The organism is Mycobacterium sp. (genome assembly GCF_039583785.1).
Classification (GTDB): domain Bacteria; phylum Actinomycetota; class Actinomycetes; order Mycobacteriales; family Mycobacteriaceae; genus Mycobacterium.
Window position 1 is genome coordinate 18,758 of sequence record NZ_JAVKSG010000035.1, and the last position, 21,756, is coordinate 40,513.

A 21,756-nucleotide genomic window follows, 5' to 3' on the forward strand; every position below is an offset into this window, starting at 1 on the left:
CATCGTCGGACGTGGCTACTCCTGGGTGTCGGCCGGCGGACGTCGGGCCGGGATCTGGGTGGTGGGGATGGCCGGGTCGCCGTGCGACAACATCAGACCCTCCCACGGCAAGCTTCGCAAGCCCGATGCCACCAGGTCGCGCGCCACGCCCAGATCCGTCTCGGCGACCACGCTGCCGTTGCGGACCAGCGGGATGGTCAGCACCCGGGCCGTCTCGGCCACAGCCGGCCGGTGGCCCGCCGGATAGACGATCTCCTCGGTGATCGTGCCGGTCGAGCGGGCCAGTCGCACCGCCTCCTTGCGTCCACCATGGGATTCCTTGCGGACGCTGCGCTTCTCGACGGGTACGCCGTCGACTTCGACGAGCTTGTAGACCATGTTCGCGGTGGGCGCGCCCGATCCGGTGACCAGCGACGTGCCGATCCCGTAGCTGTCGACCGGCTCGGCGCGCAGACCGGCGACGGCGAACTCGTCGAGGTCACCGGAGACCACGATGCGGGTCCGGGTGGCCCCGAGCCGATCGAGTTGTTCGCGGACCTGGCGGGCCAGCACGCCGAGGTCGCCGGAGTCGATGCGCACCGCACCGAGGTCGGTGCCCGCGGCCGCGATGGCGTTCGCCACGCCCGTCGTCACGTCGTAGGTGTCGACCAGCAGTGTGGTGCCAGTGCCCAGGGCGGCGACCTGAGCGGCGAACGCGGCCGGCTCGTCGGGCCCGTTCGCACCGTCGTAGAGCAGCGTGAAGGCATGCGCGCTGGTGCCTTCGGTCGGCACACCGTAGCGGCGGTGGGCCTCCAGGTTGGACGTTGCGGCGAACCCCGCGAGGTAGGCGGCGCGCGACGCGGCGACGGCGGCCCGCTCGTGGGTGCGCCGGGTGCCCATGTCCATCAACGGCCGCCCGTCGGCGGCACCGACCATCCGCGCGGCGGCCGAGGCGACAGCGGTGTCGTGGTTGAAGATCGACAATGCCAGCGTCTCGAGAATCACGCACTCGGCGAAGCTGCCGCGCACCGAAAGCACCGGCGAGCCGGGGAAATACAGCTCACCCTCGGCATAGCCGTCGACGTCGCCGGCGAACCGAAAGTCGCGCAGATACGCCAGCGCGTCCGGGTCGAGGAATTCGGCCAGCGATTCGCACGCGACATCGTCGAACCTGAAGTCGTACAAGGCTTCCAGGAACCGGCCGGTTCCGGCCACCACGCCGTAGCGGCGCCCGTCGGGCAGCTTGCGAGCGAACAATTCGAACACCGACCGGCGGTCCGCGGTGCCGTCGCGCAGCGCCGCCGACAGCATGGTCAGCTCGTATCTGTCGGTCAGCAGCCCGGTGTCAACCGAGTCGTTCATGTCGCAACGGTATCGGTTATGCGAGGGTGACTCGGTATCCTGTTGACCATGGTTGCGTCAGCCCCGACTAAGCCGGGAACCACCGGGCAGCGGGAAGCGGACACGGTCGAAGCCACCTCCGCGCCCTGGGTGACCATCGTCTGGGACGACCCAGTCAATTTGATGAACTACGTGACCTACGTGTTCCAGAAGCTGTTCGGCTACAGCGAGCCGCACGCCACCAAGCTGATGCTGCAGGTGCACAACGAAGGCAAGGCGGTGGTGTCGGCGGGCAGCCGGGAGTCCATGGAAGTCGATGTCAGCAAGCTGCACGCGGCCGGATTGTGGGCCACCATGCAGCAGGACCACTGAGTGCGTAAGTGGAAGCGGGTAGAAACCGCCGACGGCGCCCGATATCGGTCAGCGCTGGATGCGCATGAGGCGGCGCTGCTGAAGAACCTGGTCGCCTCGATGATCGGGCTGCTCGACGAACGCGAATCCTCGTCGCCGCACGACGAACTCGAACAGATCACCGGCATGAAGACCGGCAACTCCGAGCCGCCGGACAACGCGACCCTGCAGCGGCTGCTGCCCGATTTCGCCAAGCCGGCTGACCAGGCGGCCGCGCCGGACGAAGCCACCGACCGGCTGAACGCGGCCCTGCGCAGCCTGCATGAGCCGTCCATCATCGACGCCAAACGGGTTGCAGCCCAACAACTCCTGGACACACTGCCAGATCACGGCGGCAAGATCGAGCTGACCGAAGAGGCCGCCCATGGCTGGGCCGCGTCGGTCAACGACCTGCGGCTGGCGCTGGGCACCATGCTCGACGTCAAAGCAGGCGGCCCCGATCGGCTGCCTGACGATCATCCGCTGGCCGCGCATCTTGACGTCTACCAGTGGCTGACCGTCTTGCAGGAATACCTGGTGGTGGCGCTGATGGGATCGCGATGACCGCGATCACCGACGTCGCGGGCATCCTGGTCGGCCAGCATCACCGGCTGGACTCCGACGCGACCATGGGCGGGGGGTGGGCGAGCGGCGTCACCGTCGTCCTGGCGCCCCCGGGCACCGTCGGCGCCGTCGACGTGCGCGGCGGCGCGCCCGGCACCCGGGAAACCGATCTGCTGGATCCGGCCAACAGCGTGCGCTACGTCGACGCGGTGTTGCTCGCCGGCGGCAGCGCGTTCGGCTTGGCGGCCGCCGACGGGGTGATGCGCTGGTTGGAGGAGCGCAACCGCGGGGTGGCTTTGACGGGTGGGGTGGTGCCGATCGTCCCCGGCGCGGTGATCTTCGATCTGGAGGTCGGCGCGTGGAGTAACCGGCCCACCCCCGACTTCGGCTATGACGCCTGCCGGTCAGCTGGCGTCGAGGTCGCCATCGGCACGGTCGGCGCCGGGGTGGGTGCGTGCGCGGGCGTGCTGAAGGGCGGCGTCGGGACCGCGTCGACGACGCTGCCGTCCGGAGTGACCGTCGGCGCGCTGGTGGTGGTGAACTCCGCGGGCAACGTCGTCGATCAGGCCACCGGGTTGCCGTGGCTGAGCTATCTGGTCGACGAGTTCGGATTGACCCAGCCACCCGATGAGCAACGCGCCGAGCTGGCCAGCCTCGAATCGCCGTTGAGCGCGCTGAACACCACGATCGCAGTGGTGGCGACCGACGCCGCGGTGAGCTCGGCGACCTGCCGGCAGATCGCGAGCGCTGCTCACGATGGGCTGGCCCGTAGCATCCGGCCCGCGCACACCCCGATCGATGGCGACACGGTGTTCGCGCTCGCCACCGGTGCCATTGAGGTGGCGCCGCCGGCCGATCTGCCCGCCGCTTTCTCGCCGGAGACACCCCTGGCCACCGAGATCGGCAACGCGGCGGCCGATTGTCTGGCCCGCGCGGTGTTGGTCGCCGTGATCGCCGCCGTGTCGGTGGCCGGCATACCGACCTACCGGGACCTGCTGCCCGGGGCATTCCTGCGAGGCGCTGATGACCGGTAGTTGGGACAAAGCCGAAGATGCCGTGCAAGGGCAGCCATGAGCGTGGGCACGCCGGCTGAAAAACCGAAGAAGCGGTCCGCGTTCGTCGTCGGTGGGGCCACCATCCTCAGCTTCGTGGCGCTGCTCTACGTCGTCGAGGCCTTCGACCAGTTCAACGGGCACCGGCTGGACGACAACGGCATCCGCCCGCTGGAGGCCGACGGTTTGTGGGGCATCCTGTTCGCTCCGCTATTGCATGCGAACTGGGCACACCTGGCCGCCAACACCGGGCCGGCCCTGGTGCTGGGTTTCCTGGTCGCCCTGGCCGGGTTGTCGCGATTCCTGTGGGTGACCGCGATCGTGTGGATCGCCGGCGGTTTCGGCACCTGGCTGATCGGGAACCTGGGGTCGTCCTGCGGCGAAACCGATCACATCGGCGCCTCCGGCCTGATCTTCGGCTGGCTGACCTTCCTGCTGGTGTTCGGCTTCTTCACCCGTTCGGGTTGGCAGATCGTGATCGGGCTGCTGGTGCTGGTTGTCTACGGTGGCGTGCTGTGGGGCGCGGTGCCGGTGCTCAATGTCTGCGGGGGCGTGTCGTGGCAGGGGCATCTCTGCGGTGGCATCGCCGGAGTGCTCGCCGCCTACCTGCTGTCCAGCTCGGAACGCGAAGCCAGGGTGCGGCGGCGCGCGGCACCACGGCAATAATCGAGTTGACATGCATGACGCACTGGCACCGATCGGGGTGTTCGACTCCGGCGTGGGCGGGTTGACCGTGGCGCGCTCGATCATCGACCAACTGCCCGACGAGGAGATCATCTACGTCGGCGACACCGGCAACGGTCCCTACGGCCCGCTGACCATTTCCGAGATTCGCGCGCATGCCCTGGCCATCGGCGACGACCTCGTCGGCCGCGGGGTGAAGGCGCTGGTCATCGCCTGCAATTCGGCGTCCTCGGCCTGCCTGCATGACGCGCGGGAACGCTACGACGTGCCTGTCGTCGAGGTGATCCTGCCCGCGGTACGACGGGCCGTCGCCACCACCCGCAACGGTCGCATCGGCGTGATCGGAACCCAGGCCACGGTCGAGTCCGGCGCCTACCAGGACGCCTTCGCCGCCGCCCGCGACACCGAGATCACCGCGGTGGCCTGCCCGCGTTTCGTCGACTTCGTCGAGCGCGGCATCACCAGCGGCCGTCAGGTGCTGGGCCTGGCCGAGGGGTATCTCGAGCCGCTGCAAAGCGCCGACGTCGACACCCTGGTGCTGGGCTGCACGCACTATCCGCTGCTGTCCGGGCTGATCCAGCTGGCAATGGGTGATGCGGTGACGCTGGTGTCCAGCGCGGAGGAGACGGCAAAAGAACTTCTGCGCGTGCTGACGCAACGCGACCTACTGCATCCCCACCCGGACCGTCCCGATGCCGTTTCGCCGCTGCGCGCGTTCGAGGCCACCGGCGATCCGGAGGCGTTTCTCGCGCTCGCGGCGCGGTTTCTGGGGCCAGCGATCACCGGAGTCGAACCGGTTCATCGGCACATCGCCGCGCCCGGTTGAGCTTTCTCAATAGAAAGCGGGATGTTTTCAACATCATGACGGCGGGCATGGCACAGTGGTCACCGTGCGAATTACCGTGCTGGGCTGCTCCGGGAGCGTCGTTGGCCCGGATTCGCCGGCATCGGGTTATCTGCTGAGGGCACCGGACACCCCGCCGCTGGTCATCGACTTCGGTGGAGGCGTACTCGGAGCGCTGCAGCGGCATGCCGATCCGGGGTCGGTCCAGGTGCTGCTGTCGCACCTGCATGCCGATCACTGCCTCGATATGCCCGGGTTGTTCGTGTGGCGCCGCTACCACCCGTCGCCGCCGGTCGGTAAGGCCCTGATGTACGGGCCGAGCGACACCTGGTCGCGGCTGGGCGCCGCGTCGTCGCCGTACGGCGGCGAGATCGACGACTGCTCCGACATTTTCGACGTGCACCACTGGGTCAACGGTGAAGCCGTCACGATCGGCGCGCTCAGCGTCACGCCCCGGCTGGTGTGCCACCCGACCGAGTCCTATGGCATGCGCGTCATCAACGGCGACGGCGCCACGTTCGTCTACAGCGGTGACACCGGTTACTGCGACGCCGTCATCGAATTGGCCCGCGGCGCCGATGTGTTCCTGTGCGAGGCGTCCTGGACGCACTCGCCCGACCGTCCGCCGAACCTGCACCTGTCCGGCACCGAGGCCGGGCGGATCGCCGCCGCGGCCGGGGTCGGGGAGTTGTTGCTGACGCACATCCCGCCGTGGACCGCGCGCGAGGACGTGATCAGCGAAGCCAAAGCCGAATTCGACGGCCCCGTGCACGCGGTGGTGTGCGGCGAGACATTTGACGTCGGGCGCTCCTGACTCCGGGCTGGGGCTGAATTGCCCGGCTCCTCCTCATCGCGCTCCGCGCTCTGCATCGTCGCCGGGCTGGGGCTGAATTGCCCGGCTCCTCCTCATCGCGCTCCGCGCTCTGCATCGTCGCCGGGCTAAAGTGGCGGCGTGTCAAAACGAGAAGACGGCCGCCTCGACGACGAACTCCGGCCGGTCGTCATCACCCGCGGATTCACCGCCCACCCGGCAGGTTCGGTGGTGATCGAATTCGGTCAGACCAAAGTCCTGTGCACGGCCAGCGTCACCGAGGGCGTGCCCCGCTGGCGTAAAGGCTCCGGACTGGGCTGGCTCACTGCCGAGTACGCGATGCTGCCGTCGGCCACCCACACCCGCAGCGACCGGGAATCGGTGAAGGGCCGGCCGTCCGGCCGCACCCAGGAGATCAGCCGACTAGTCGGTAGGTCGCTGCGGGCCTGCATTGACCTAGCGGCGTTGGGGGAGAACACCATTGCCATCGACTGCGACGTGCTACAGGCCGACGGCGGAACTCGTACCGCGGCGATCACCGGGGCTTACGTCGCGTTGGCCGATGCGGTGACCTACCTTTCGGCGGCGGGCAAGCTGTCCGATCCTCGGCCCTTGTCCTGTGCGATCGCCGCGATCAGCGTCGGCGTTGTCGACGGCCGGGTGCGGGTCGACCTGCCCTACGAGGAGGACTCCCGCGCCGAGGTGGACATGAACGTCGTCGCCACCGACACCGGGACGCTGGTCGAGGTGCAGGGCACCGGCGAGGGTGCCACCTTCCCGCGGTCGACGCTGGACAAATTGCTCGATGTCGCGGAAGGGGCGTGCGAGAAGCTGTTCGTCGCGCAGCGCGAGGCGCTGGCCCTGCCGTACCCGGGTGTGCTGCCCGAGGGCCACACGCCGCAGAAGGCCTTCGGCAGCTGACCGCCTGCATTTGCCCGGGAAAAGTCATCGGGCCTTGGACCCATTTCTCCGACTGCCCCGGGCTCACTGCGGCCCGCCTGAATTACGATGGCGGGCTGATGGCTGGGATTTGTCGATGACCCGGGTCCTGGTCGCGAGCCGCAACGCCAAAAAGCTGGCGGAGTTGCGCCGGGTATTGGACGCGGCCGCGCTGTCGGGACTGACGCTGGTGTCACTCAATGACGTTGCCGCGTTTGACGAGGCGCCGGAAACCGGTGCAACGTTTGAAGATAACGCTCTAGCCAAGGCCCGGGACGGATTCGCGGCGACCGGGTTACCGACGGTCGCCGACGACTCCGGTTTGGAGGTGGCCGCGCTGAACGGCATGCCGGGCGTGCTGTCGGCGCGGTGGGCGGGCAGACACGGTGACGACGCCGGCAACACCGCTCTGCTGCTGGCGCAATTGCGTGACGTGCCCGACGAGCGTCGCGGCGCGACGTTTGTCTCGGCCTGCGCGCTGGTGTCCGGTTCCGACGAGGTCGTCGTCCGCGGCGAGTGGCATGGGGCGATCATCCGGGAATCGCGCGGTGACGCGGGTTTCGGCTACGACCCGGTGTTCGTCCCGGACGGCGACGACCGCACTGCCGCGCAACTGACTTCGGCAGAAAAAGATGCGGCATCGCACCGCGGCCGCGCGCTCAAACTGTTGCTGCCCGCGCTGCGAACCCTATAAGTTGAACTGAGCCTTGATGTTTCGGGTCTGAAAGTGCTCGACGATAACGCCGACCAGAGGGATGGTTCCGGCCAGCAGCACCCCGATTGTCTTCGCGATCGGCCAGCGGACCTTGACGGCGAGGTTGAAGGCTGCCAAAACGTACGCGAAGTACACCCAGCCGTGCACGATGCCAATCCAGGTCGGTGGATTCGGCACCTTGATGATGTAGTGGACGACGATCTCGTAGCACAGCGCAATCAGCCAGATACCCGTCGTCCATGCCATCACGCGGTAGGCGAGCAGCGGGGTGCGGATGTTCTGGGCTGCTGTGGTCATGCGGTCGTCCTGTCCTGCTTCTGATGGTTTTCGTTGTCCGCCTTGGCAAGTTCGGCCAGATAGGCGTTGTACTCGCAAAGTTCGGGGTCGTCGGGGCCGTGTTGCGCGGCTTTGGGTCGCTCGGGCAGCAGCCCTTGCGGTATTTCGTTGACGGCCTCAGTGTTTCGGGGTTCCGGCGGTGCCTCCTCGTAGCGGACGAATTTGCGGTAGGCGTAGACACAGAATCCGGCGAACGCCGGCCACTGCAAGGCGTATCCGAGATTCTGGAACGTGCCCGACGTCGATTCGAACCGGGTCCACTGCCACCAGCCCAACGCCAGGCAGCCGCCCGCCGCGAGGACCACCAGCGCGATCAGCGCGGGTCTCCGACGACGTGTAGTGGACATCCCTAGAAGGTACTCTGCGCCTTTCACCAGGAGGCCGGGGACGGTTTCGCCCAAGCGCCGAGGCGGTACGCTCGTGAAGCTTGCGGGCGTGGCGAAATGGCAGACGCGCCGGCTTTAGGTGCCGGTGCTCGAAAGAGCGTGGGGGTTCAAGTCCCCCCGCCCGCACCACAACCGACGTTCACCCCCCCCTAACATGAGCGGGTGAACGCATTCTTCACCACCGACGGCGACTGTTGTGTGTCCGGAACCATGACCCGTGGGCCGTGGGGCCTGACGATGCGGCCGACGCATCAAACTCGTCGACGTCGCGATGATGCAACGGGGCCGCGTTAGCGGCCGCGCGGGGAACGGCGCGCTCAACCGGTACATCGAGAAAGCCCAGGCAGCGCTGGTCACTGCGGGCTGCGTCGCTGTCCTGTATCTAGCTGCCTTCTACACGGCCCGCGTCCACCCGTTGCGTCGCGAACAATCTCTGGAATACCGGGCCCACCCGCGCCACCAGAAACCCATCTGTCCGGACCGGTGAAACTTCAAGCCGCATCTCCGCGACTGGCACCATTGACGGTATGAACGCCGCGATCGTGGTGCTGCTGATCTTGTTGGCTACCGGTGTCGTAGTCGGTCCGCTTGTGCGTCTGAGAGCGTGGCTGAAGAACTCGCCGCCGGAGCCAGGGTTTCCACCGCCACCGTCGGACGACGACCTGCAATAGCGTCGCTCAGCAACCCACCTCGATGCTGAACGGTTCGGTCACCGAGACGCGTGGATCGTCGAGTTGAGTGCCCGTGGCGTTGCCGGTGATCGTGTAAATGTCCTTGACCACCCGGATCTTCGCGTCACCGGCGCCGGCGTTGGAGACACCGGAGAAGCCGGCGAAGTTGTCGAAATGCACCGACTCGACCTTCGGCTTGTCCGGGTCCAACCGAAGCAGCACCCGCACATTCGCCGGCGCTACGCTGATGTTGGCCGTCAGCAACCAGTTGACCTGACTGCAGGTGACGGCGTGGGACGTGCGGGAGTTGTTGTCGACCGTGATGTGCGCGGTCTTCTGCGTCGCGTTGTCGTCCTGCGCGAAGCAACCCGCACACGACGTCGCTAGCAGTGCAGCGCTCACCGCTGCGGTGATACGCCGTTGCCCCACTGGGCACCTCCCCACGCACGCAGATCTAGCTCGCATACTTTTTCTATCAGCCTGCGTGCGTCCGGGGGAGTGAACGTGCACCAAGGATCAACCCAGCGAGATTCGGCCCATGAGCAAGTCGATGATCGGCTTGCCGGCGGCGAATGTTCCGGTGTTCGACGAGTTGACGTGTCCGTAGTCGACCAGCAGCGTCACGCCGTTGATCCCGGCAGCCGCATCGCTGTTGAGAAACGCCATCACATTGCCCATCTGCTCGGGCGTGTGCGTCGCTGTGCCGGTGGCCTCCCGGTAGTCCTGCGCGAACGACAGCCACAGGTCGGCATTGGCGCGGGCTAGGGGAGTGTCGGTCGGACCCGGGCAGATTGCGTTGATCCGAATTCCCTTGGCCAGGAACGGGAATGCGTGTGTGGCGACATAGGCGTTGATCGCCTGTTTGCTGGTGCCGTAGTGGCCGAAGTTGTCCGCCTCGTGGGCCTTGACCCAGGCATCGGCCGAGGCGAAGTCCGGCGTGGCCAAGAATTCCTGCAGGCGCGGCAAGTCGGTTTCCCAGCCGATGCCCGCGACCGAGGAGATGAAGCAGATCGCCGAACCGCGGCCCAGCTGGCCGTGGTCGATCAGCCTGTCGATCAGGTGCCGATGGCCGATGAAGTTGATCTTCATCAGGTCCGGCCCGTCGGCAATGCCGGCGGCGGAGAACACCGCGTCGACGGGTCCGCCGATCTGGTCGAGCGCGCTGTCGATCGACGCCGGGTCACGCAGGTCGACCTGGATACCGCGGCCGAGTCCAGCCTCCACCGGGGCGTAGTCCAGGTTGATCACCTCGGCTCCGAGATCACCCACGATCTTGGCCGCCGCGGCACCCATGCCCGTGGCGCCTCCGACCACGAGTGCCTTTTTGCCGTCGTAGCGGAACTGTTCGATAGCAGACATTTCGATCCTTTCGTGGGGTGCCGACCGTAGGCGTGATTGGTCGACGAAGGCCAAGGCGGCGCTTTCCGGTGCGAAACTGCGGTCCGGGTGCTGACAGGCGGTAAGCCGTCAACGCGTAAGCAGAGTCAGCGGCACAGACTCCGACACGACGCACCCCGCAAGTATGCGGGGGCGAACGCGTCGACCGGTGGGTATCTGAAATTTTGGTTGTCAGATTTGGGTGGAACTGTCACGTTCTACGTCGCCGCGCACCAGGGGCTCCTTCGTGGCTCAGCGTGGAATGTCGCTGTCGCTACCCCGGCCGCGGTTCGCCGCGATGACGTCGTCGGTCAGGTTGGCGGCCAGCCAGGCGCGCAACTCCTTGCGGACCTGTCTACGGCTCCGGGGCGATTGACGACGGGTAAAGGCGAACTCTGCGGTGGAACAGATAGTTGGCCCATCAAACACCATTGTCAACCGACTGCGTTCCGGTAAGGCTTCCCATAGTAATGTCCGACTTGGCGCTCCGCTCGCGTCCCCTCAACGAAAGCGCAACAAAGATGACTGACACTGTAAAGGTCCGCTTCGAGCCGAAGATGATGATCGACGGCACGTTGGTCGACGGCCAGGCCGGTACCTTCACCAACCTCAACCCGGCCACCGAGGAATCGCTTGGCGAGGTGGCCGACGCCTCGAAATCGGACATGCACCGGGCGATCGACGCCGCCCGCCGTGCGTTCGACGAGACCGACTGGTCGACCAACAAGGAGCTGCGCAAGCGGTGCCTGCTGCAACTGCACGAGGCGATCGAATTCGAGATCGACGAACTGCGCGAGGAGCTCATCCTCGAAGTCGGCTCGCCGCGGGCCATCACCTTCGGCCCACAGCTGGACGCCCCGCTGGCCGACGGGCTGAAATACCCGGCCCGGCTGATCGACGAGTACGCCTGGGAGACCGACCTCGGCGACCGGGTGATCAGTCTCACCGGCGCGAACACCTCCATCAAGGTCTGGCGGGAGCCGGTCGGTGTGGTGGGTGCGATTGTGCCGTGGAACTTCCCGTTCGAGGTGACGATCAACAAGCTTGGTCAGGCGCTGGGCACCGGCAACACCGTGGTGCTCAAGCCGGCACCCAACACCCCGTTCAACGCGACCCGGCTGGGCCGGCTGATCGCCGAGCAGACCGACATCCCGGCCGGTGTCGTCAACGTCGTCACCGCGTCGGATCACTCTGTGGGCGAGGAACTTACGCTCTCGCCCAAGGTGGACCTGATCTCGTTCACCGGGTCGACGGTGGTCGGCAAGCGGATCATGGAAAAGGGTGCGGCCACCATGAAGCGGCTGTTCCTCGAACTCGGCGGCAAGTCGGCGACGATCGTCCTGGAGGACGCGGACTTCGGGTTGGCGTGTGCGATCGGCATCGCCCCGTGCATGCACGCGGGGCAGGGGTGCGCCAACCCGACCCGGATGCTGTTGCCGCGGTCTCGCTACGACGAGGGTGTGGCGATCCTCAAGAGCATCTACGAGAACGTCACCTGCGGCGACCCGCAGGATCCGGGCACCCTGTGCGGGCCGGTGATCTCGCAGCGACAGTTCGACCGGGTGACGGGCTACATCAAAAAGGGTGTCGAAGAAGGCGCCACCGCGCTGGTCGGCGGGCCGGGCGCGGAGACCGGCTTCGACAAGGGATACTTCGTCCGGCCAACGCTTTTCACCGACGTCGACAACAAGATGACGATCGCCCAGGAGGAGATCTTCGGCCCGGTGTTGTCGGTCATTCCGTTCGACGACGAAGAAGACGCGATCCGGATCGCCAACGACAGTCCGTACGGCTTGGCCGGCAACGTGATGTCGGGTTCGCTGGAGCATTCGCTGGCGGTCGCCCGCCGCATCAAGGCCGGCTTCATCGGCGTCAACGGCGGCGCGCCCTACGGTGCCGACGTCCCGTTCGGGGGATACAAGGACAGCGGCGTCGGCCGCCAGAACGGCGTGGCCGGTTTCGACCAGTACACCGAGGTCAAATCCGTGGGGTATCCCGCAGGGTAACGACGCCCCGCTCAATAGCGCATTGGTGCCCGGCGCTCGGCTACCTTGATCCCGTGACGAAGGCGCGTCAGACAAGCAGCGCCCGCAGGTTGTCGATTCACTCTGCGACCGGTCTGGTGGGTGCCCACCTGCTGGCGGTCGCCGATGCCGCGGCGGCGGCGATCGCGATACCGCTGCACGGCCAAACGGTCAGCGGGGCGCACGCCTACTTCGGCGCAAAGAACATGATCGCGGCGACGATCCTGGTCGTGCTGGGCCTGTCGCCGTCGCGGTGGGCGGGTCACTGATCGCCGCGCCGGTGCTGCGGTGGTTTGTCGTTGCCCAGCAACCCAATCCGGATCAACGACGAGCAGCAGCCCGACTCGTGCGGCGCCAGTCGCTGATCTTGGCGGCGACGTGGGCTGCCAGCGGCGTGATTTTCGTTGCCATCAACGTCGATGGCGGCCTGACGCTTGCGGTGGGGGTTCGCGTTCGCCACCGCCACCGACCGCGGTGACGACATGGTTCTGACCATGTTGGCTCGTGGCTGCCAGGCGGTCCGGGACTGCGGGACGTTGGAACTCATCGGTCAGTGAGCTGCTCCGGCGTGAGCGTGCATGCAATGACGCGTTCGTCGGCGTGTCGGCGTACAAACGCGCACGCTCGCGCGGGGGCCGTGGTACGCGAATCAACGAATGCCTGCCAGCTCGCGGACGAAAATACGTTACGGTTTGCGCCGCGCCGCCTTCACCAGGTTCGAGCCGATGATCAGTCGTTGAATCTCGCTAGTGCCCTCGTAGAGTCGCAGCAAGCGCACGTCGCGGTAGATACGCTCGACCGGCACGTCGCGCATGTAGCCGCTGCCGCCGTGAATCTGCACGGCGAGATCGGCGACTTTGCCGGCCATTTCGGTGCAGAACACCTTGGCCGCCGAGGGGGCGATCCGTCGGTCCTCGTCGTCGAGCCACAATCGGGCAGCATCCCGAACGAGGGCGCGGCCGGCCATCACTCCGGTCTGCTGATCGGCGAGCATCGCCTGCACGAGCTGGAAACTGCCGATCGGGTTGCCGCCCTGGGTGGCGGTGGCCGCATACGCGACGGACTCATCCAGCGCCCGCTGTGCGGCGCCCACGGCCAGTGCCGCGATGTGAATTCGACCGCGTGCGAGCGCGGTCATCGCCGCCCGGTAGCCGATGTCCTCGCTGCCGCCGACCAGCGCACCGTCCGGCACCCGGACATCGGTGAAGCGAACGTCGGCGGTCCAGGCGCCCTCCTGCCCCATCTTGGCGTCCTTGGGGCCAACCTCGACCCCAGGGCTGCCGGCCGGCACCAGGAATACCGCGATGCCGGGCCCGTCGTCGTCGGCCGGGCGGGTCCGCGCGAAGACCACGAACAGGTCCGCGACTGGGGCGTTGGTGATGTACTGCTTCTCGCCGTTGATCACCCATTCGCCGTTGTCGCGAATTGCCTTGGTGCGCAGCCCCGCCGGGTTCGATCCTGCGCCCGGTTCGGTCAGTGCGAACGAGGCGACCTTTCCAGTTGCCAGTTCCTCCAGCCAAGTGGCCTTCTGCTGGTCGGTGCCGAACCCGACCAGGACCTGGCCGGCGATGCCGTTGTTGGTGCCGAACATCGACCGCAGCGCCAGCGAGGTGTAGCCGAGTTCCATCGCCAGCTCGATGTCCTGGGTGATGTCGAGGCCGAGCCCACCCCACTCCTGGGGGATCGCGTAGCCGAACAGTCCCATGTCCTTGGCCTGGCTCCGGAGATCGTCTGGCACCCGATCGGTCGCGAGAATTTCCTGCTCGCGGGGCACCACTGCGGAACGTACGAATTGGCGGGTCTGCGCCAGAATCTCCTGGAAATCGTCGTCGTCGACGGCAGCGGTGGGCATGGATCAACGCTCCTTCTGTGGGCTGTGAGAGCGGTCGACGGCGGTGGGTGCGGGACCCCGCCGGCAGTCGCGTCCGCGCGATCATATATGAAATATGATGTTCGAGATGCTCCATGTTCGGGGCGCAGACAAGAGGACGGTGATCGTGTGTCGTTGTTGACCGGTAAGACCGCAGTCGTCACGGGTGGTGCCCAGGGCCTGGGCTTGGCCATCGCGCAACTCTTCGTGGACGAGGGCGCGCGGGTGGTGCTCGGCGACGTGAACCTCCAGGCTTCGCAGGAGGCGGCCGCCAAGTTGGGCGGCGACAGCGTTGCCTTGGCGGTGCGCTGCGATGTGACGTCCGGCGATGACGTCGACACACTCATCGGTGCTGCGGTGGACGGATTCGGCGCGCTGGACATCATGATCAACAACGCCGGCATCACCCGCGACGCGACGATGCGGAAGATGACCGAAGAGCAGTTCGACCAGGTGATCGCCGTACATCTGAAGGGAACCTGGAACGGGCTGCGTAAAGCCGCTGCGATCATGCGGGAGAACAAAAGCGGCGCGATCGTGAATATGTCGTCGATCTCCGGAAAGGTCGGCATGGTCGGCCAGACCAACTATTCGGCGGCCAAGGCCGGCATCGTGGGAATGACCAAGGCGGCGTCCAAGGAGCTGGCGCACCTGGGTGTGCGGGTCAACGCCATCCAGCCAGGACTCATCCGCTCGGCGATGACCGAGGCCATGCCGCAACGGATTTGGGACGAGAAGCTGGCCGAGATACCGATGGGACGGGCCGGCGAGCCCGAGGAGGTGGCCAAGGTGGCCCTATTCCTCGCGAGCGACCTTTCGTCGTACATGACCGGCACCGTCCTCGAGGTGACCGGCGGGAGGCACCTGTGAGCGCTTGCGAGGCGGTGATCTGCGAGCCGGTCCGGACCCCGATCGGGCGCTACGGCGGCATGTTCACGTCGCTGAGTGCCGTCGAGTTGGGCGTCGCCGCGCTCACCGGGCTTCTCGATCGAACCGGCGTCCCGCCCGAGGCGGTGCAGGATGTCATTCTGGGGCACTGCTATCCGAGCAGCGAGGCCCCGGCGATCGGGCGCGTCGTCGGCCTCGATTCGGGTCTGCCGGTGACGGTGCCGGGCATGCAGGTCGACCGTCGCTGCGGATCGGGTCTACAGGCGGTCATCCAGGCGTGCCTGCACATCCAATCCGGCGACAACGATCTGGTGGTGGCCGGTGGGGCGGAAAGCATGACCAACGTCGCTTTCTATTCCACCGACATGCGGTGGGGTGGTGCCCGTGGTGGTGTCCAGGTACACGACGCCCTTGCTCGCGGCCGGACCACCGCCGGTGGCCGCCACCACCCGGTGCCCGGCGGGATGCTGGAGACCGCAGAGAATCTGCGCCGCCAATACCACATTTCCCGTCAGGAGCAGGACGAACTCGCGGTGACATCACATCAGCGCGCGGTGGCTGCGCAGAAGGACGGCATTCTGGCCGAGGAGATCATCCCGGTCACCGTGCGCAACCGTCGCGGCGAGGATGTGATCGACACCGACGAACATCCTCGCGCCGACACCACGGTGGAATCGCTGAGTAAGCTCAAACCTGTTCTGCTCAAAAGTGATCCAGATTCGACGGTGACGGCCGGCAACGCCAGCGGGCAGAACGACGCCGCGTCCATGTGTCTGGTCACGACGCCGCAGCGAGCCGCGGAACTCGGCCTCACCCCGCTGGTCCGGTTGGTGTCGTGGGCCACCGCGGGCGTGGCGCCCAACGTGATGGGAATCGGCCCGGTGCCGGCCACCCGGGCCGCACTGGATAAAGCGGGCCTGACATTGAGCGACATCGACCTGATCGAACTCAACGAGGCCTTTGCCGCGCAGGCGCTGGCGGTCATGCGGGAGTGGGACTTTGGCGCCGCCGACCTCGAGCGGACCAACGTGCACGGGTCCGGAATCTCATTGGGCCACCCGGTCGGTGCGACCGGCGGCAGGATGCTCGCGACGCTGGCCCGCGAACTCAACCGGCGTGGTGCCCGCTACGGGTTGGAAACCATGTGCATCGGCGGCGGCCAGGGTCTCGCGGCAATTTTCGAACGGGTCGAGTCTTGACGACCCCGTTGGCCGATCTCACCGTCGTCGAGGTGTCCAGCTTCGTCGCGGCGCCGCTGTGCGGAATGACGTTGAGCCAGCTGGGCGCCGAGGTGATCCGGATCGATCCCATAGGCGGCGCATCGGATACCAACCGATGGCCGGTCACCGCGGACGGCACGTCCATCTACTGGACCGGCCTGAACAAGGGAAAGCGTTCGGCCACCATTGATTTGCGCTGCGCTGACGGCCAGGAGCTGATTCAGCGACTGATCGTCGAGGGTGACGGCATCGTAGTGACCAACGCCGCGGGGTTGTCCTGGCTGTCCTACGAGACGCTGGTCGCCCAGCGTGCCGACCTGATCCACGTTCAGGTGCTCGGCCGCCACGACGGTTCCACGGGTGTGGATTACACGGTCAACGCGGCGACCGGATTTCCGTTGGTGACCGGCCCGGTGGACCACGCGGGACCGATCAACCATGTGCTGCCGGCCTGGGATGTCTGCTGTGGCCTCTACGCCGCGCTCGCGGTGGTCGCCGCGCTCCGCCGCCGCGACCAGTCCGGCGCCGGCGCGCAGATCAGCCTTCCGCTGGAAGACGTCGCCCTGGCCACTGCGGGCAACCTGGGGCTGCTCACCGAACCTCAGATCAACGGCACGGAACGCGAGCGTCTGGGCAACGCGATCTACGGCCAGTACGGTCAGGACTTCACCTCCTCCGATGGCGCCGCGTTCATGGTGGTGACGCTGACCAAACGACACTTTCAGGATCTCGTCGAGGTCACCGCTTGCGGGGCCGTGGTTTCCGCGCTGGCCGAGTCACTGGGCGCGGACTTTACCGACGAGGGAACGCGCTACCGCTACCGCGGCGTGCTCAATGGTCTGTTCGCGACGTGGTTCGGCGATCACACGGCCGACGAGATCACGCAGGCGCTGTCGGCGACCAGCGTGCTGTTCGAGCGTTATCGCACCTTCGCGGAGACCGCCGCGGATGGGCGAGTGACCGCGAATCCATTGTTCTCCCGCCTGAACCAAGAGGGGCTCGGCGACTACCTGGCGCCAGGACTGCCCACCGCCTTCGACGGCAGCCACTTCGCCGCCGAGCCGGCACCGCGACTCGGCGGCGACACCGCCGACGTGCTCACCGCGGCACTGGGGTTGAGCCCCGCCGACATCAGTCGCCTGACCGACGCGAAAACGATCGCCCACTGACGAGGAGAAAGGCCCCTCATGACCAAACTCGCCCAGACTGCCGGGCTGACCGATGTGCAGAACGAGATCATCTCCACCGTGCGTCAATTCGTCGAAAAGGAAGTCATCCCGAATGCGCCAGAGCTGGAGCGCACCGACACCTATCCGCAAGCGATCGTCGACCAGATGCGCGAGATGGGCCTGTTCGGCTTGATGATCCCGCAGGAATACGGCGGACTGGGTGAGTCGTTGCTCACCTACGCCCTGTGCATCGAAGAATTGGGCCGCGGTTGGATGAGCATCTCCGGAGTGCTCAACACCCATTTCATCGTCGCCTACATGCTGCGCCAGCACGGCACCGACGAACAGAAGCAACGCTTCCTGCCGCGGATGGCGACCGGCGAGATACGCGGATCGTTCTCGATGTCCGAGCCCGAGTTGGGATCTGACGTCGCGGCGATCCGCACCCGCGCCGCCCGGGGCGCCGACGGCGACTACACCATCAACGGCCAGAAGATGTGGCTGACCAACGGCGCCAGTTCCAGCTTGGTCGCGGTGCTGGTTCGCACCGACGAGGGCGCTGAAGCGCCGCATCGCAACCTGACGGCCTTTCTCGTCGAAAAGCCCACCGGCTTCGGCGAAGTGAAACCCGGACTGTTGATCCCGGGCAAGATCGACAAGCTCGGCTACAAGGGGATCGACACCACCGAGCTCATCTTCGACGGATACGTCGCACGCGCCGACGACATCTTGGGCGGCGTGCCGGGCCGAGGCTTCTACCAGATGATGGATGGTATCGAAGTCGGACGGGTCAACGTGTCGGCGCGGGCGGTCGGGGTGGCGATTCGTGCGTTCGAGCTCGCCGCTCGCTATGCCCAACAGCGTCACACCTTCGGTAAGCCGATCGCCGAGCACCAGGCCATTGCCTTCCAAATCGCAGAAATGGCAACTAAAGTGGAGGCGGCGCATCTGATGATGGTCAACGCGGCCCGGCTCAAGGACTCCGGCGAACGCAACGACGTCGCGGCGGGGATGGCGAAATACCTTGCCAGCGAATTCTGCTCGGAAGTCACCCAGCAGAGCTTCCGTATCCACGGCGGGTACGGCTACTCCAAGGACTACGAAATCGAGCGGCTGATGCGTGACGCGCCGTTCCTGCTCATCGGCGAGGGCACCAGCGAGATCCAGAAGTCCATCATCAGCAAGCGACTGCTTGCCGAGTATCGGATTTGACAGTGAGCGTCCCGGATTTCGCCGCGCGACCCCAGCTCTCGGAAGACGTTGCGCGCTATGTCCGTAAGCGGATCTTTGACGGCACCTATTCGGCGGGTGAGTACGTCCGGTTGGACCAATTAGCCGCTGAGCTCGGGATCAGCGTCACCCCGGTGCGCGAAGCCCTGTTCGAGCTGCGGTCCGAGGGGCTGTTGGCGCAGCAGCCGCGCCGCGGCTTCGTGGTGCTGCCGGTGACCGAGCGTGATCTGGCCGACGTGGCCAACCTGCAGGCCCACGTCGGTGGCGAGCTTGCCGCGCGAGCCGCCGAGAGTATCGATGACGGTCAACTACGCCGGCTCACCGACATTCAATCTCAGCTCGAAGAGGCCTATGCCGGCAACGACATTGAGCGAACGGTGCGTCTCAACCACGAGTTCCACCGGGCGATCAACGTGGCGGCACAGTCGCCGAAGCTCGCCCAGATGATGTCGCAGATCACCCGCTACGCACCCGAATCCGTGTTTCCCACCATCGCCGGCTGGCCCGACCAGTCGATCAAAGACCACCGCCGGGTGGTGGCGGCGTTGGCCAACCGTGACAGCGAGTCTGCCCGCAGGGCGATGTCGGAGCATTTGGCCGCGGGGGCCGCTCCGCTGATCGACCACCTCGCCGAGCACGGAGTCGTCGAGTCGGGTGAGTGACTCCGAGATCGACGATGCGCCGGTAACGCACGCAGCCGCCGCACGTCGAGCTTGCCAGTCAGCCCGCGGGGAACGGTGTCGTCATCGTCGACCAGTAGCCACGCCGTCGGAATCTTGACCGAACTGAGCAGCGTCCGGGTCGTTTCCGGCAATCGGTCGACGGTCATGGCGCCGGTGTCGCACAGCACCGCGGCGCCGATGCCTTACCGAAGGATCCGTCCTTCCCTGGCGATATGGATACCTCTCCAGTAGGCAATACAATTGCTTCGCTGTTCAACTTAGCAAGGAAAGCGGCGCTCGGGAACACGAGCCTGGGTGCCTCAGTTGCGCGGATTCTTGGTCCGCCCAGTGGATGTCGACTTACGCTGCCGGGCCGGCGTTGAATTCTGCTGCCGGCCGGTCGACTTCGAGCGTTGTTCGATCAGACGACCGGCGTTGTCGAGAATGCAGTCGAGGCCGTATTCGAAGTTGTTGTCGTCGGGGGCGCCGATGTGATGTCCTGTGGAAGTCATCTGGGCCAGCAACGGGGTGGCCTCGGAAGCGATGACCAGCGCATCTTGGATCGTACGGCCGCCGTCGTCGGTCGCCTGGTTTTTCTCCTGAAGCCGATGCAGCACGACCGACCCGCGGACATGAACCGACACCGCGGAGTAGGTGTCGAAAGCTTCTTCCGCCGAGAGCCCCGCCTCGACCAGTCCGGCGATCGCTTTCTCGATCTCCTGAACGCCCACCCGGGCGGCCCTGGGGCTCAGTGCCGACCGGATAAGGATCAGGTCGCACAGAATTGGGTTGCCCATGAACGTTTTACGCATCGAACGGGCGTGATTGCGCAGCGTTGTGCGCCAGTCGACGGCTTCCACATACGGCGTTGCGAACACGTACTTGCGTAGTGCGCGATCGGTCATCGCGTTGAGCAGGTCGTCTTTTTTGCGGAAGTACCAGTAGATGCTCGTCACCCCGACACCGAGATGCTTACCGAGCAGTGGCATGCTCAGGTTGTCGATCGACACCTGCTCCGCGAGTTCGAACGCCCCGCTGATGATGTCGTCGGGATTGATGGATCCCCGTTCGCGGCGCTGCCGCTTTTCGGCGGTTGCCTGCTTGGCCACTGGGGCACCTCCATCACGTTCTACGCTGAGTGCGGCTGATGCGCGGCTATGCAACCGGGTCATCGTTCTAAATAACTACTGTAATACCTATCGTAGGCTTTCTGATACGCAGCGCAGCAGGCCACCAGCGCTCGCTCGCCTGTCTCAGGACGGTGTGCGAGGCGAAAGGGCCGGTGCCCGACTTGCTCAAGAAGGTGTGGCGTCATGAGCAGGTGCCCAAGACACTGCCCGCGTTCGACGTGTCAGCGCCGGTGTGCGGTTCGGCGGTCGCCGCCGGTACGGCTCACGATGATGCAGCTTTAGAGATTGCGTTGCGCCTCAGCGCATTAGCCGACCCGGTGCGCGTCAAGCTGGTGTCATTGTTGTTCAGTAGCAACGCGGATGAAGAGTTTAGTTGCGACCTAGCGTCGGCGGTGGGACTGGCCGAATCGACGCTCAGCCATCACCTCTCGCAGTTGCGCCGAGCAGGTTGTGGTCGAGTCGGAGCGGCGCGGCATGAATGTCTACCACCGCGCCCGTCGCGAATCGCTCCTTGCGCTGTGCTCGGTGCTCGACCCGAACTGCTGCTGACTCCACTCGACGTCGGCGTAGGCCGAAGCGTGAACCGTCAGAGCCAACCAGTGCGCGCTGCCGCAACCGGTTCAGCGGGGGCCGGGGCCAATTCGCCGTTGCGGACACCGTCGAGCATTCGTTTCACCACGGCGACGATGTCCGGACCGGCCGCAGCCAGCCCGGCCTTGTCTGCTTCGCTGACCTCATCCGGTTCGATACCGGCGCGGGCCAGCACCGCGGCCGGGTCGGCGAGCGCTCCGGCCAACCAGGACACCGGATCAGCCGACAACTCGGGAACGAAGTGTCGACGTCCAGGTTCCCAACCGTTGAAGCGGGGATGGTGGTGCGCTCGGTCGAGGGTCCCCGGCGGGCTCTGAGTGGATCCGAACAGATCTACTCGCCACACTGGGCGGGTGAAGGAGATCGGCACGCCTCCGTAGATCGATCCTTGCGGCTCGGCCCGATCGACCAGCCGCAGTTCCAATCTGACTCCGCGCTCCGGGGTCTCCTGGCCTTCGTCCGGTGTTGGGTCGACGAAGAACATGTCTGCGACCACGACACCGAGGGTTTCGAATCCGAATGCTGCAAACATTGCGTGCCCTCCCTCGCTCTGTATGAGGGTAGACGCGATTGTCGGCAGGCCCGCAGGCTCGTATGCGCCCGATCCTCGGCACCTGGCCGCGCCAATCTGGGAGTGAACGCATTGGGTGCTGGGATACGGGCCGTCACGCGCGGCGCTGCGCCTGCTGGCGCGGCGCCGTGATGTCTTCACCGACCCGTTCCGCCTCGATGTCGGCCGCGATCCCAACAAACATCTGCCGGTCCGGTATGCACTGCGCTGATTCTCGGGCCCGGTCAGGGTACGTCTTCGTCGTCTTGCTCTGCCCGCAGCAGTTTTTCGGGGTGGTGGTAGGTGTTTGTGCGGGGTTGTCCGTGGTCGAGA

At 66.2% G+C, this 21,756-nt stretch carries 25 protein-coding genes, 1 tRNA gene and 2 pseudogenes; 19 read left to right on the forward strand and 9 right to left on the reverse strand.

Annotation, left to right across the window (positions count from 1 at the left end):
- Positions 1-15: 15 nt before the first annotated feature.
- Complete coding sequence (locus ABDV69_RS12250; RefSeq protein WP_343574647.1) at positions 16-1,341, reverse strand: nicotinate phosphoribosyltransferase; 1,326 nt, start codon at positions 1,339-1,341, stop codon at positions 16-18.
- A 48-nt stretch (positions 1,342-1,389) separates the two neighbouring features.
- On the opposite strand from ABDV69_RS12250, the gene clpS reads away from it, so the two are divergent.
- The 8 genes from clpS to rdgB all read left to right on the forward strand — a co-directional run bounded on the left by clpS (position 1,390) and on the right by rdgB (position 7,298).
- Positions 1,390-1,692 (forward strand): ATP-dependent Clp protease adapter ClpS, encoded by a 303-nt coding sequence (clpS, locus tag ABDV69_RS12255; RefSeq protein ID WP_343574648.1) that lies wholly within the window; start codon positions 1,390-1,392, stop codon positions 1,690-1,692.
- Positions 1,693-2,274, forward strand: coding sequence for a DUF2017 domain-containing protein (locus ABDV69_RS12260; protein ID WP_343574649.1), 582 nt, complete (start codon positions 1,693-1,695; stop codon positions 2,272-2,274). It begins immediately after the preceding gene.
- Positions 2,271-3,308, forward strand: coding sequence for a P1 family peptidase (locus tag ABDV69_RS12265; protein WP_343574651.1), 1,038 nt, complete (start codon positions 2,271-2,273; stop codon positions 3,306-3,308). Before ABDV69_RS12260 ends, ABDV69_RS12265 begins: the two co-directional genes overlap by 4 nt.
- 36 nt (positions 3,309-3,344) lie before the next feature.
- Positions 3,345-3,992: a rhomboid family intramembrane serine protease gene (locus tag ABDV69_RS12270; RefSeq protein WP_343574653.1), complete on the forward strand. Its 648-nt coding sequence runs from the start codon at positions 3,345-3,347 to the stop codon at positions 3,990-3,992.
- A 10-nt stretch (positions 3,993-4,002) separates the two neighbouring features.
- On the forward strand, positions 4,003-4,836 hold the full coding sequence (gene murI / locus ABDV69_RS12275; RefSeq protein WP_343574655.1) for a glutamate racemase: 834 nt from the start codon (positions 4,003-4,005) through the stop codon (positions 4,834-4,836).
- 64 nt (positions 4,837-4,900) lie between these two features.
- Entirely contained in the window at positions 4,901-5,668 is a 768-nt protein-coding gene (locus tag ABDV69_RS12280; protein ID WP_343574656.1) for a cyclic nucleotide-degrading phosphodiesterase, read from the forward strand.
- 138 nt (positions 5,669-5,806) lie between these two features.
- On the forward strand, positions 5,807-6,586 hold the full coding sequence (gene rph, locus ABDV69_RS12285) for a ribonuclease PH (protein WP_343574657.1): 780 nt from the start codon (positions 5,807-5,809) through the stop codon (positions 6,584-6,586).
- Between the two features lie 115 nt (positions 6,587-6,701).
- Complete coding sequence (gene rdgB, locus ABDV69_RS12290) at positions 6,702-7,298, forward strand: RdgB/HAM1 family non-canonical purine NTP pyrophosphatase (RefSeq protein WP_343574659.1); 597 nt, start codon at positions 6,702-6,704, stop codon at positions 7,296-7,298.
- Here the strand turns inward: rdgB and ABDV69_RS12295 are convergent.
- Positions 7,293-7,616, reverse strand: a complete 324-nt coding sequence (locus ABDV69_RS12295; protein WP_343574661.1) for a DUF3817 domain-containing protein — start codon at positions 7,614-7,616, stop codon at positions 7,293-7,295. The two genes, rdgB and ABDV69_RS12295, sit on opposite strands and share 6 nt — an antisense overlap.
- Positions 7,613-8,002 (reverse strand): hypothetical protein, encoded by a 390-nt coding sequence (locus ABDV69_RS12300; protein WP_343574662.1) that lies wholly within the window; start codon positions 8,000-8,002, stop codon positions 7,613-7,615. The genes ABDV69_RS12295 and ABDV69_RS12300 overlap by 4 nt, the downstream gene beginning before the upstream one ends.
- An 82-nt stretch (positions 8,003-8,084) precedes the next feature.
- On the opposite strand from ABDV69_RS12300, the gene ABDV69_RS12305 reads away from it, so the two are divergent.
- A tRNA-Leu gene (locus tag ABDV69_RS12305) sits at positions 8,085-8,170 on the forward strand.
- 398 nt (positions 8,171-8,568) lie between these two features.
- Positions 8,569-8,712: a hypothetical protein gene (locus ABDV69_RS12310; RefSeq protein ID WP_343574663.1), complete on the forward strand. Its 144-nt coding sequence runs from the start codon at positions 8,569-8,571 to the stop codon at positions 8,710-8,712.
- Between the two features lie 6 nt (positions 8,713-8,718).
- Here ABDV69_RS12310 and ABDV69_RS12315 read toward each other — a convergent pair whose 3' ends face one another.
- Both ABDV69_RS12315 and ABDV69_RS12320 read right to left on the reverse strand, forming a co-directional pair.
- Entirely contained in the window at positions 8,719-9,114 is a 396-nt protein-coding gene (locus ABDV69_RS12315) for a lipoprotein LpqH (protein ID WP_343574664.1), read from the reverse strand.
- Between the two features lie 114 nt (positions 9,115-9,228).
- Entirely contained in the window at positions 9,229-10,071 is an 843-nt protein-coding gene (locus ABDV69_RS12320; RefSeq protein WP_343574665.1) for an SDR family oxidoreductase, read from the reverse strand.
- Between the two features lie 539 nt (positions 10,072-10,610).
- On the opposite strand from ABDV69_RS12320, the gene ABDV69_RS12325 reads away from it, so the two are divergent.
- The 3 genes and pseudogenes from ABDV69_RS12325 to ABDV69_RS12335 all read left to right on the forward strand — a co-directional run.
- On the forward strand, positions 10,611-12,095 hold the full coding sequence (locus ABDV69_RS12325; protein ID WP_343574666.1) for an aldehyde dehydrogenase family protein: 1,485 nt from the start codon (positions 10,611-10,613) through the stop codon (positions 12,093-12,095).
- Positions 12,096-12,148: 53 nt separating this feature from the next.
- On the forward strand, positions 12,149-12,382 hold the full coding sequence (locus tag ABDV69_RS12330; protein WP_343574667.1) for a hypothetical protein: 234 nt from the start codon (positions 12,149-12,151) through the stop codon (positions 12,380-12,382).
- Between the two features lie 174 nt (positions 12,383-12,556).
- Positions 12,557-12,670 (forward strand): annotated as a pseudogene (locus tag ABDV69_RS12335) (aminoglycoside phosphotransferase); the annotation flags it as partial.
- 128 nt (positions 12,671-12,798) lie between these two features.
- On the opposite strand, the gene ABDV69_RS12340 reads toward ABDV69_RS12335, so the two are convergent.
- Entirely contained in the window at positions 12,799-13,965 is a 1,167-nt protein-coding gene (locus ABDV69_RS12340; protein WP_343574669.1) for an acyl-CoA dehydrogenase family protein, read from the reverse strand.
- Between the two features lie 147 nt (positions 13,966-14,112).
- Here ABDV69_RS12340 and fabG point away from each other — a divergent pair, with 147 nt between their 5' ends.
- Genes fabG through ABDV69_RS12365 form a run of 5 tightly spaced genes read left to right on the forward strand, consistent with a single transcriptional unit; the run spans position 14,113 to position 19,152 of the window.
- Positions 14,113-14,853 (forward strand): 3-oxoacyl-ACP reductase FabG, encoded by a 741-nt coding sequence (gene fabG, locus ABDV69_RS12345; protein WP_343574671.1) that lies wholly within the window; start codon positions 14,113-14,115, stop codon positions 14,851-14,853.
- On the forward strand, positions 14,850-16,070 hold the full coding sequence (locus ABDV69_RS12350; protein ID WP_343574673.1) for an acetyl-CoA C-acetyltransferase: 1,221 nt from the start codon (positions 14,850-14,852) through the stop codon (positions 16,068-16,070). Before fabG ends, ABDV69_RS12350 begins: the two co-directional genes overlap by 4 nt.
- Positions 16,067-17,260, forward strand: a complete 1,194-nt coding sequence (locus ABDV69_RS12355; protein WP_343574675.1) for a CoA transferase — start codon at positions 16,067-16,069, stop codon at positions 17,258-17,260. The genes ABDV69_RS12350 and ABDV69_RS12355 overlap by 4 nt, the downstream gene beginning before the upstream one ends.
- Before the next feature lie 18 nt (positions 17,261-17,278).
- On the forward strand, positions 17,279-18,472 hold the full coding sequence (locus tag ABDV69_RS12360; protein WP_343574677.1) for an acyl-CoA dehydrogenase family protein: 1,194 nt from the start codon (positions 17,279-17,281) through the stop codon (positions 18,470-18,472).
- Between the two features lie 2 nt (positions 18,473-18,474).
- A complete protein-coding gene (locus ABDV69_RS12365; protein ID WP_343574680.1) occupies positions 18,475-19,152 on the forward strand; it encodes a GntR family transcriptional regulator in 678 nt (225 codons plus the stop codon).
- Positions 19,153-19,472: 320 nt separating this feature from the next.
- On the opposite strand, the gene ABDV69_RS12370 is transcribed toward ABDV69_RS12365, so the two are convergent.
- Positions 19,473-20,261, reverse strand: a complete 789-nt coding sequence (locus ABDV69_RS12370; RefSeq protein ID WP_343574682.1) for a TetR/AcrR family transcriptional regulator C-terminal domain-containing protein — start codon at positions 20,259-20,261, stop codon at positions 19,473-19,475.
- A gap of 212 nt (positions 20,262-20,473) precedes the next feature.
- On the opposite strand from ABDV69_RS12370, the pseudogene ABDV69_RS12375 reads away from it, so the two are divergent.
- Positions 20,474-20,831: pseudogene (locus tag ABDV69_RS12375) on the forward strand (Rv2640c family ArsR-like transcriptional regulator).
- Positions 20,832-20,868: 37 nt separating this feature from the next.
- On the opposite strand, the gene ABDV69_RS12380 reads toward ABDV69_RS12375, so the two are convergent.
- Together ABDV69_RS12380 and ABDV69_RS12385 are read right to left on the reverse strand one after the other, a co-directional pair.
- Positions 20,869-21,405 carry a hypothetical protein gene (locus tag ABDV69_RS12380; protein ID WP_343574683.1) on the reverse strand — a complete coding sequence of 179 codons (537 nt, stop codon included), beginning with the start codon at positions 21,403-21,405 and terminating at the stop codon, positions 20,869-20,871.
- Positions 21,406-21,538: 133 nt separating this feature from the next.
- A partial coding sequence (locus ABDV69_RS12385; protein ID WP_343574684.1) for a hypothetical protein occupies positions 21,539-21,756 on the reverse strand: 218 nt, incomplete at its 5' end.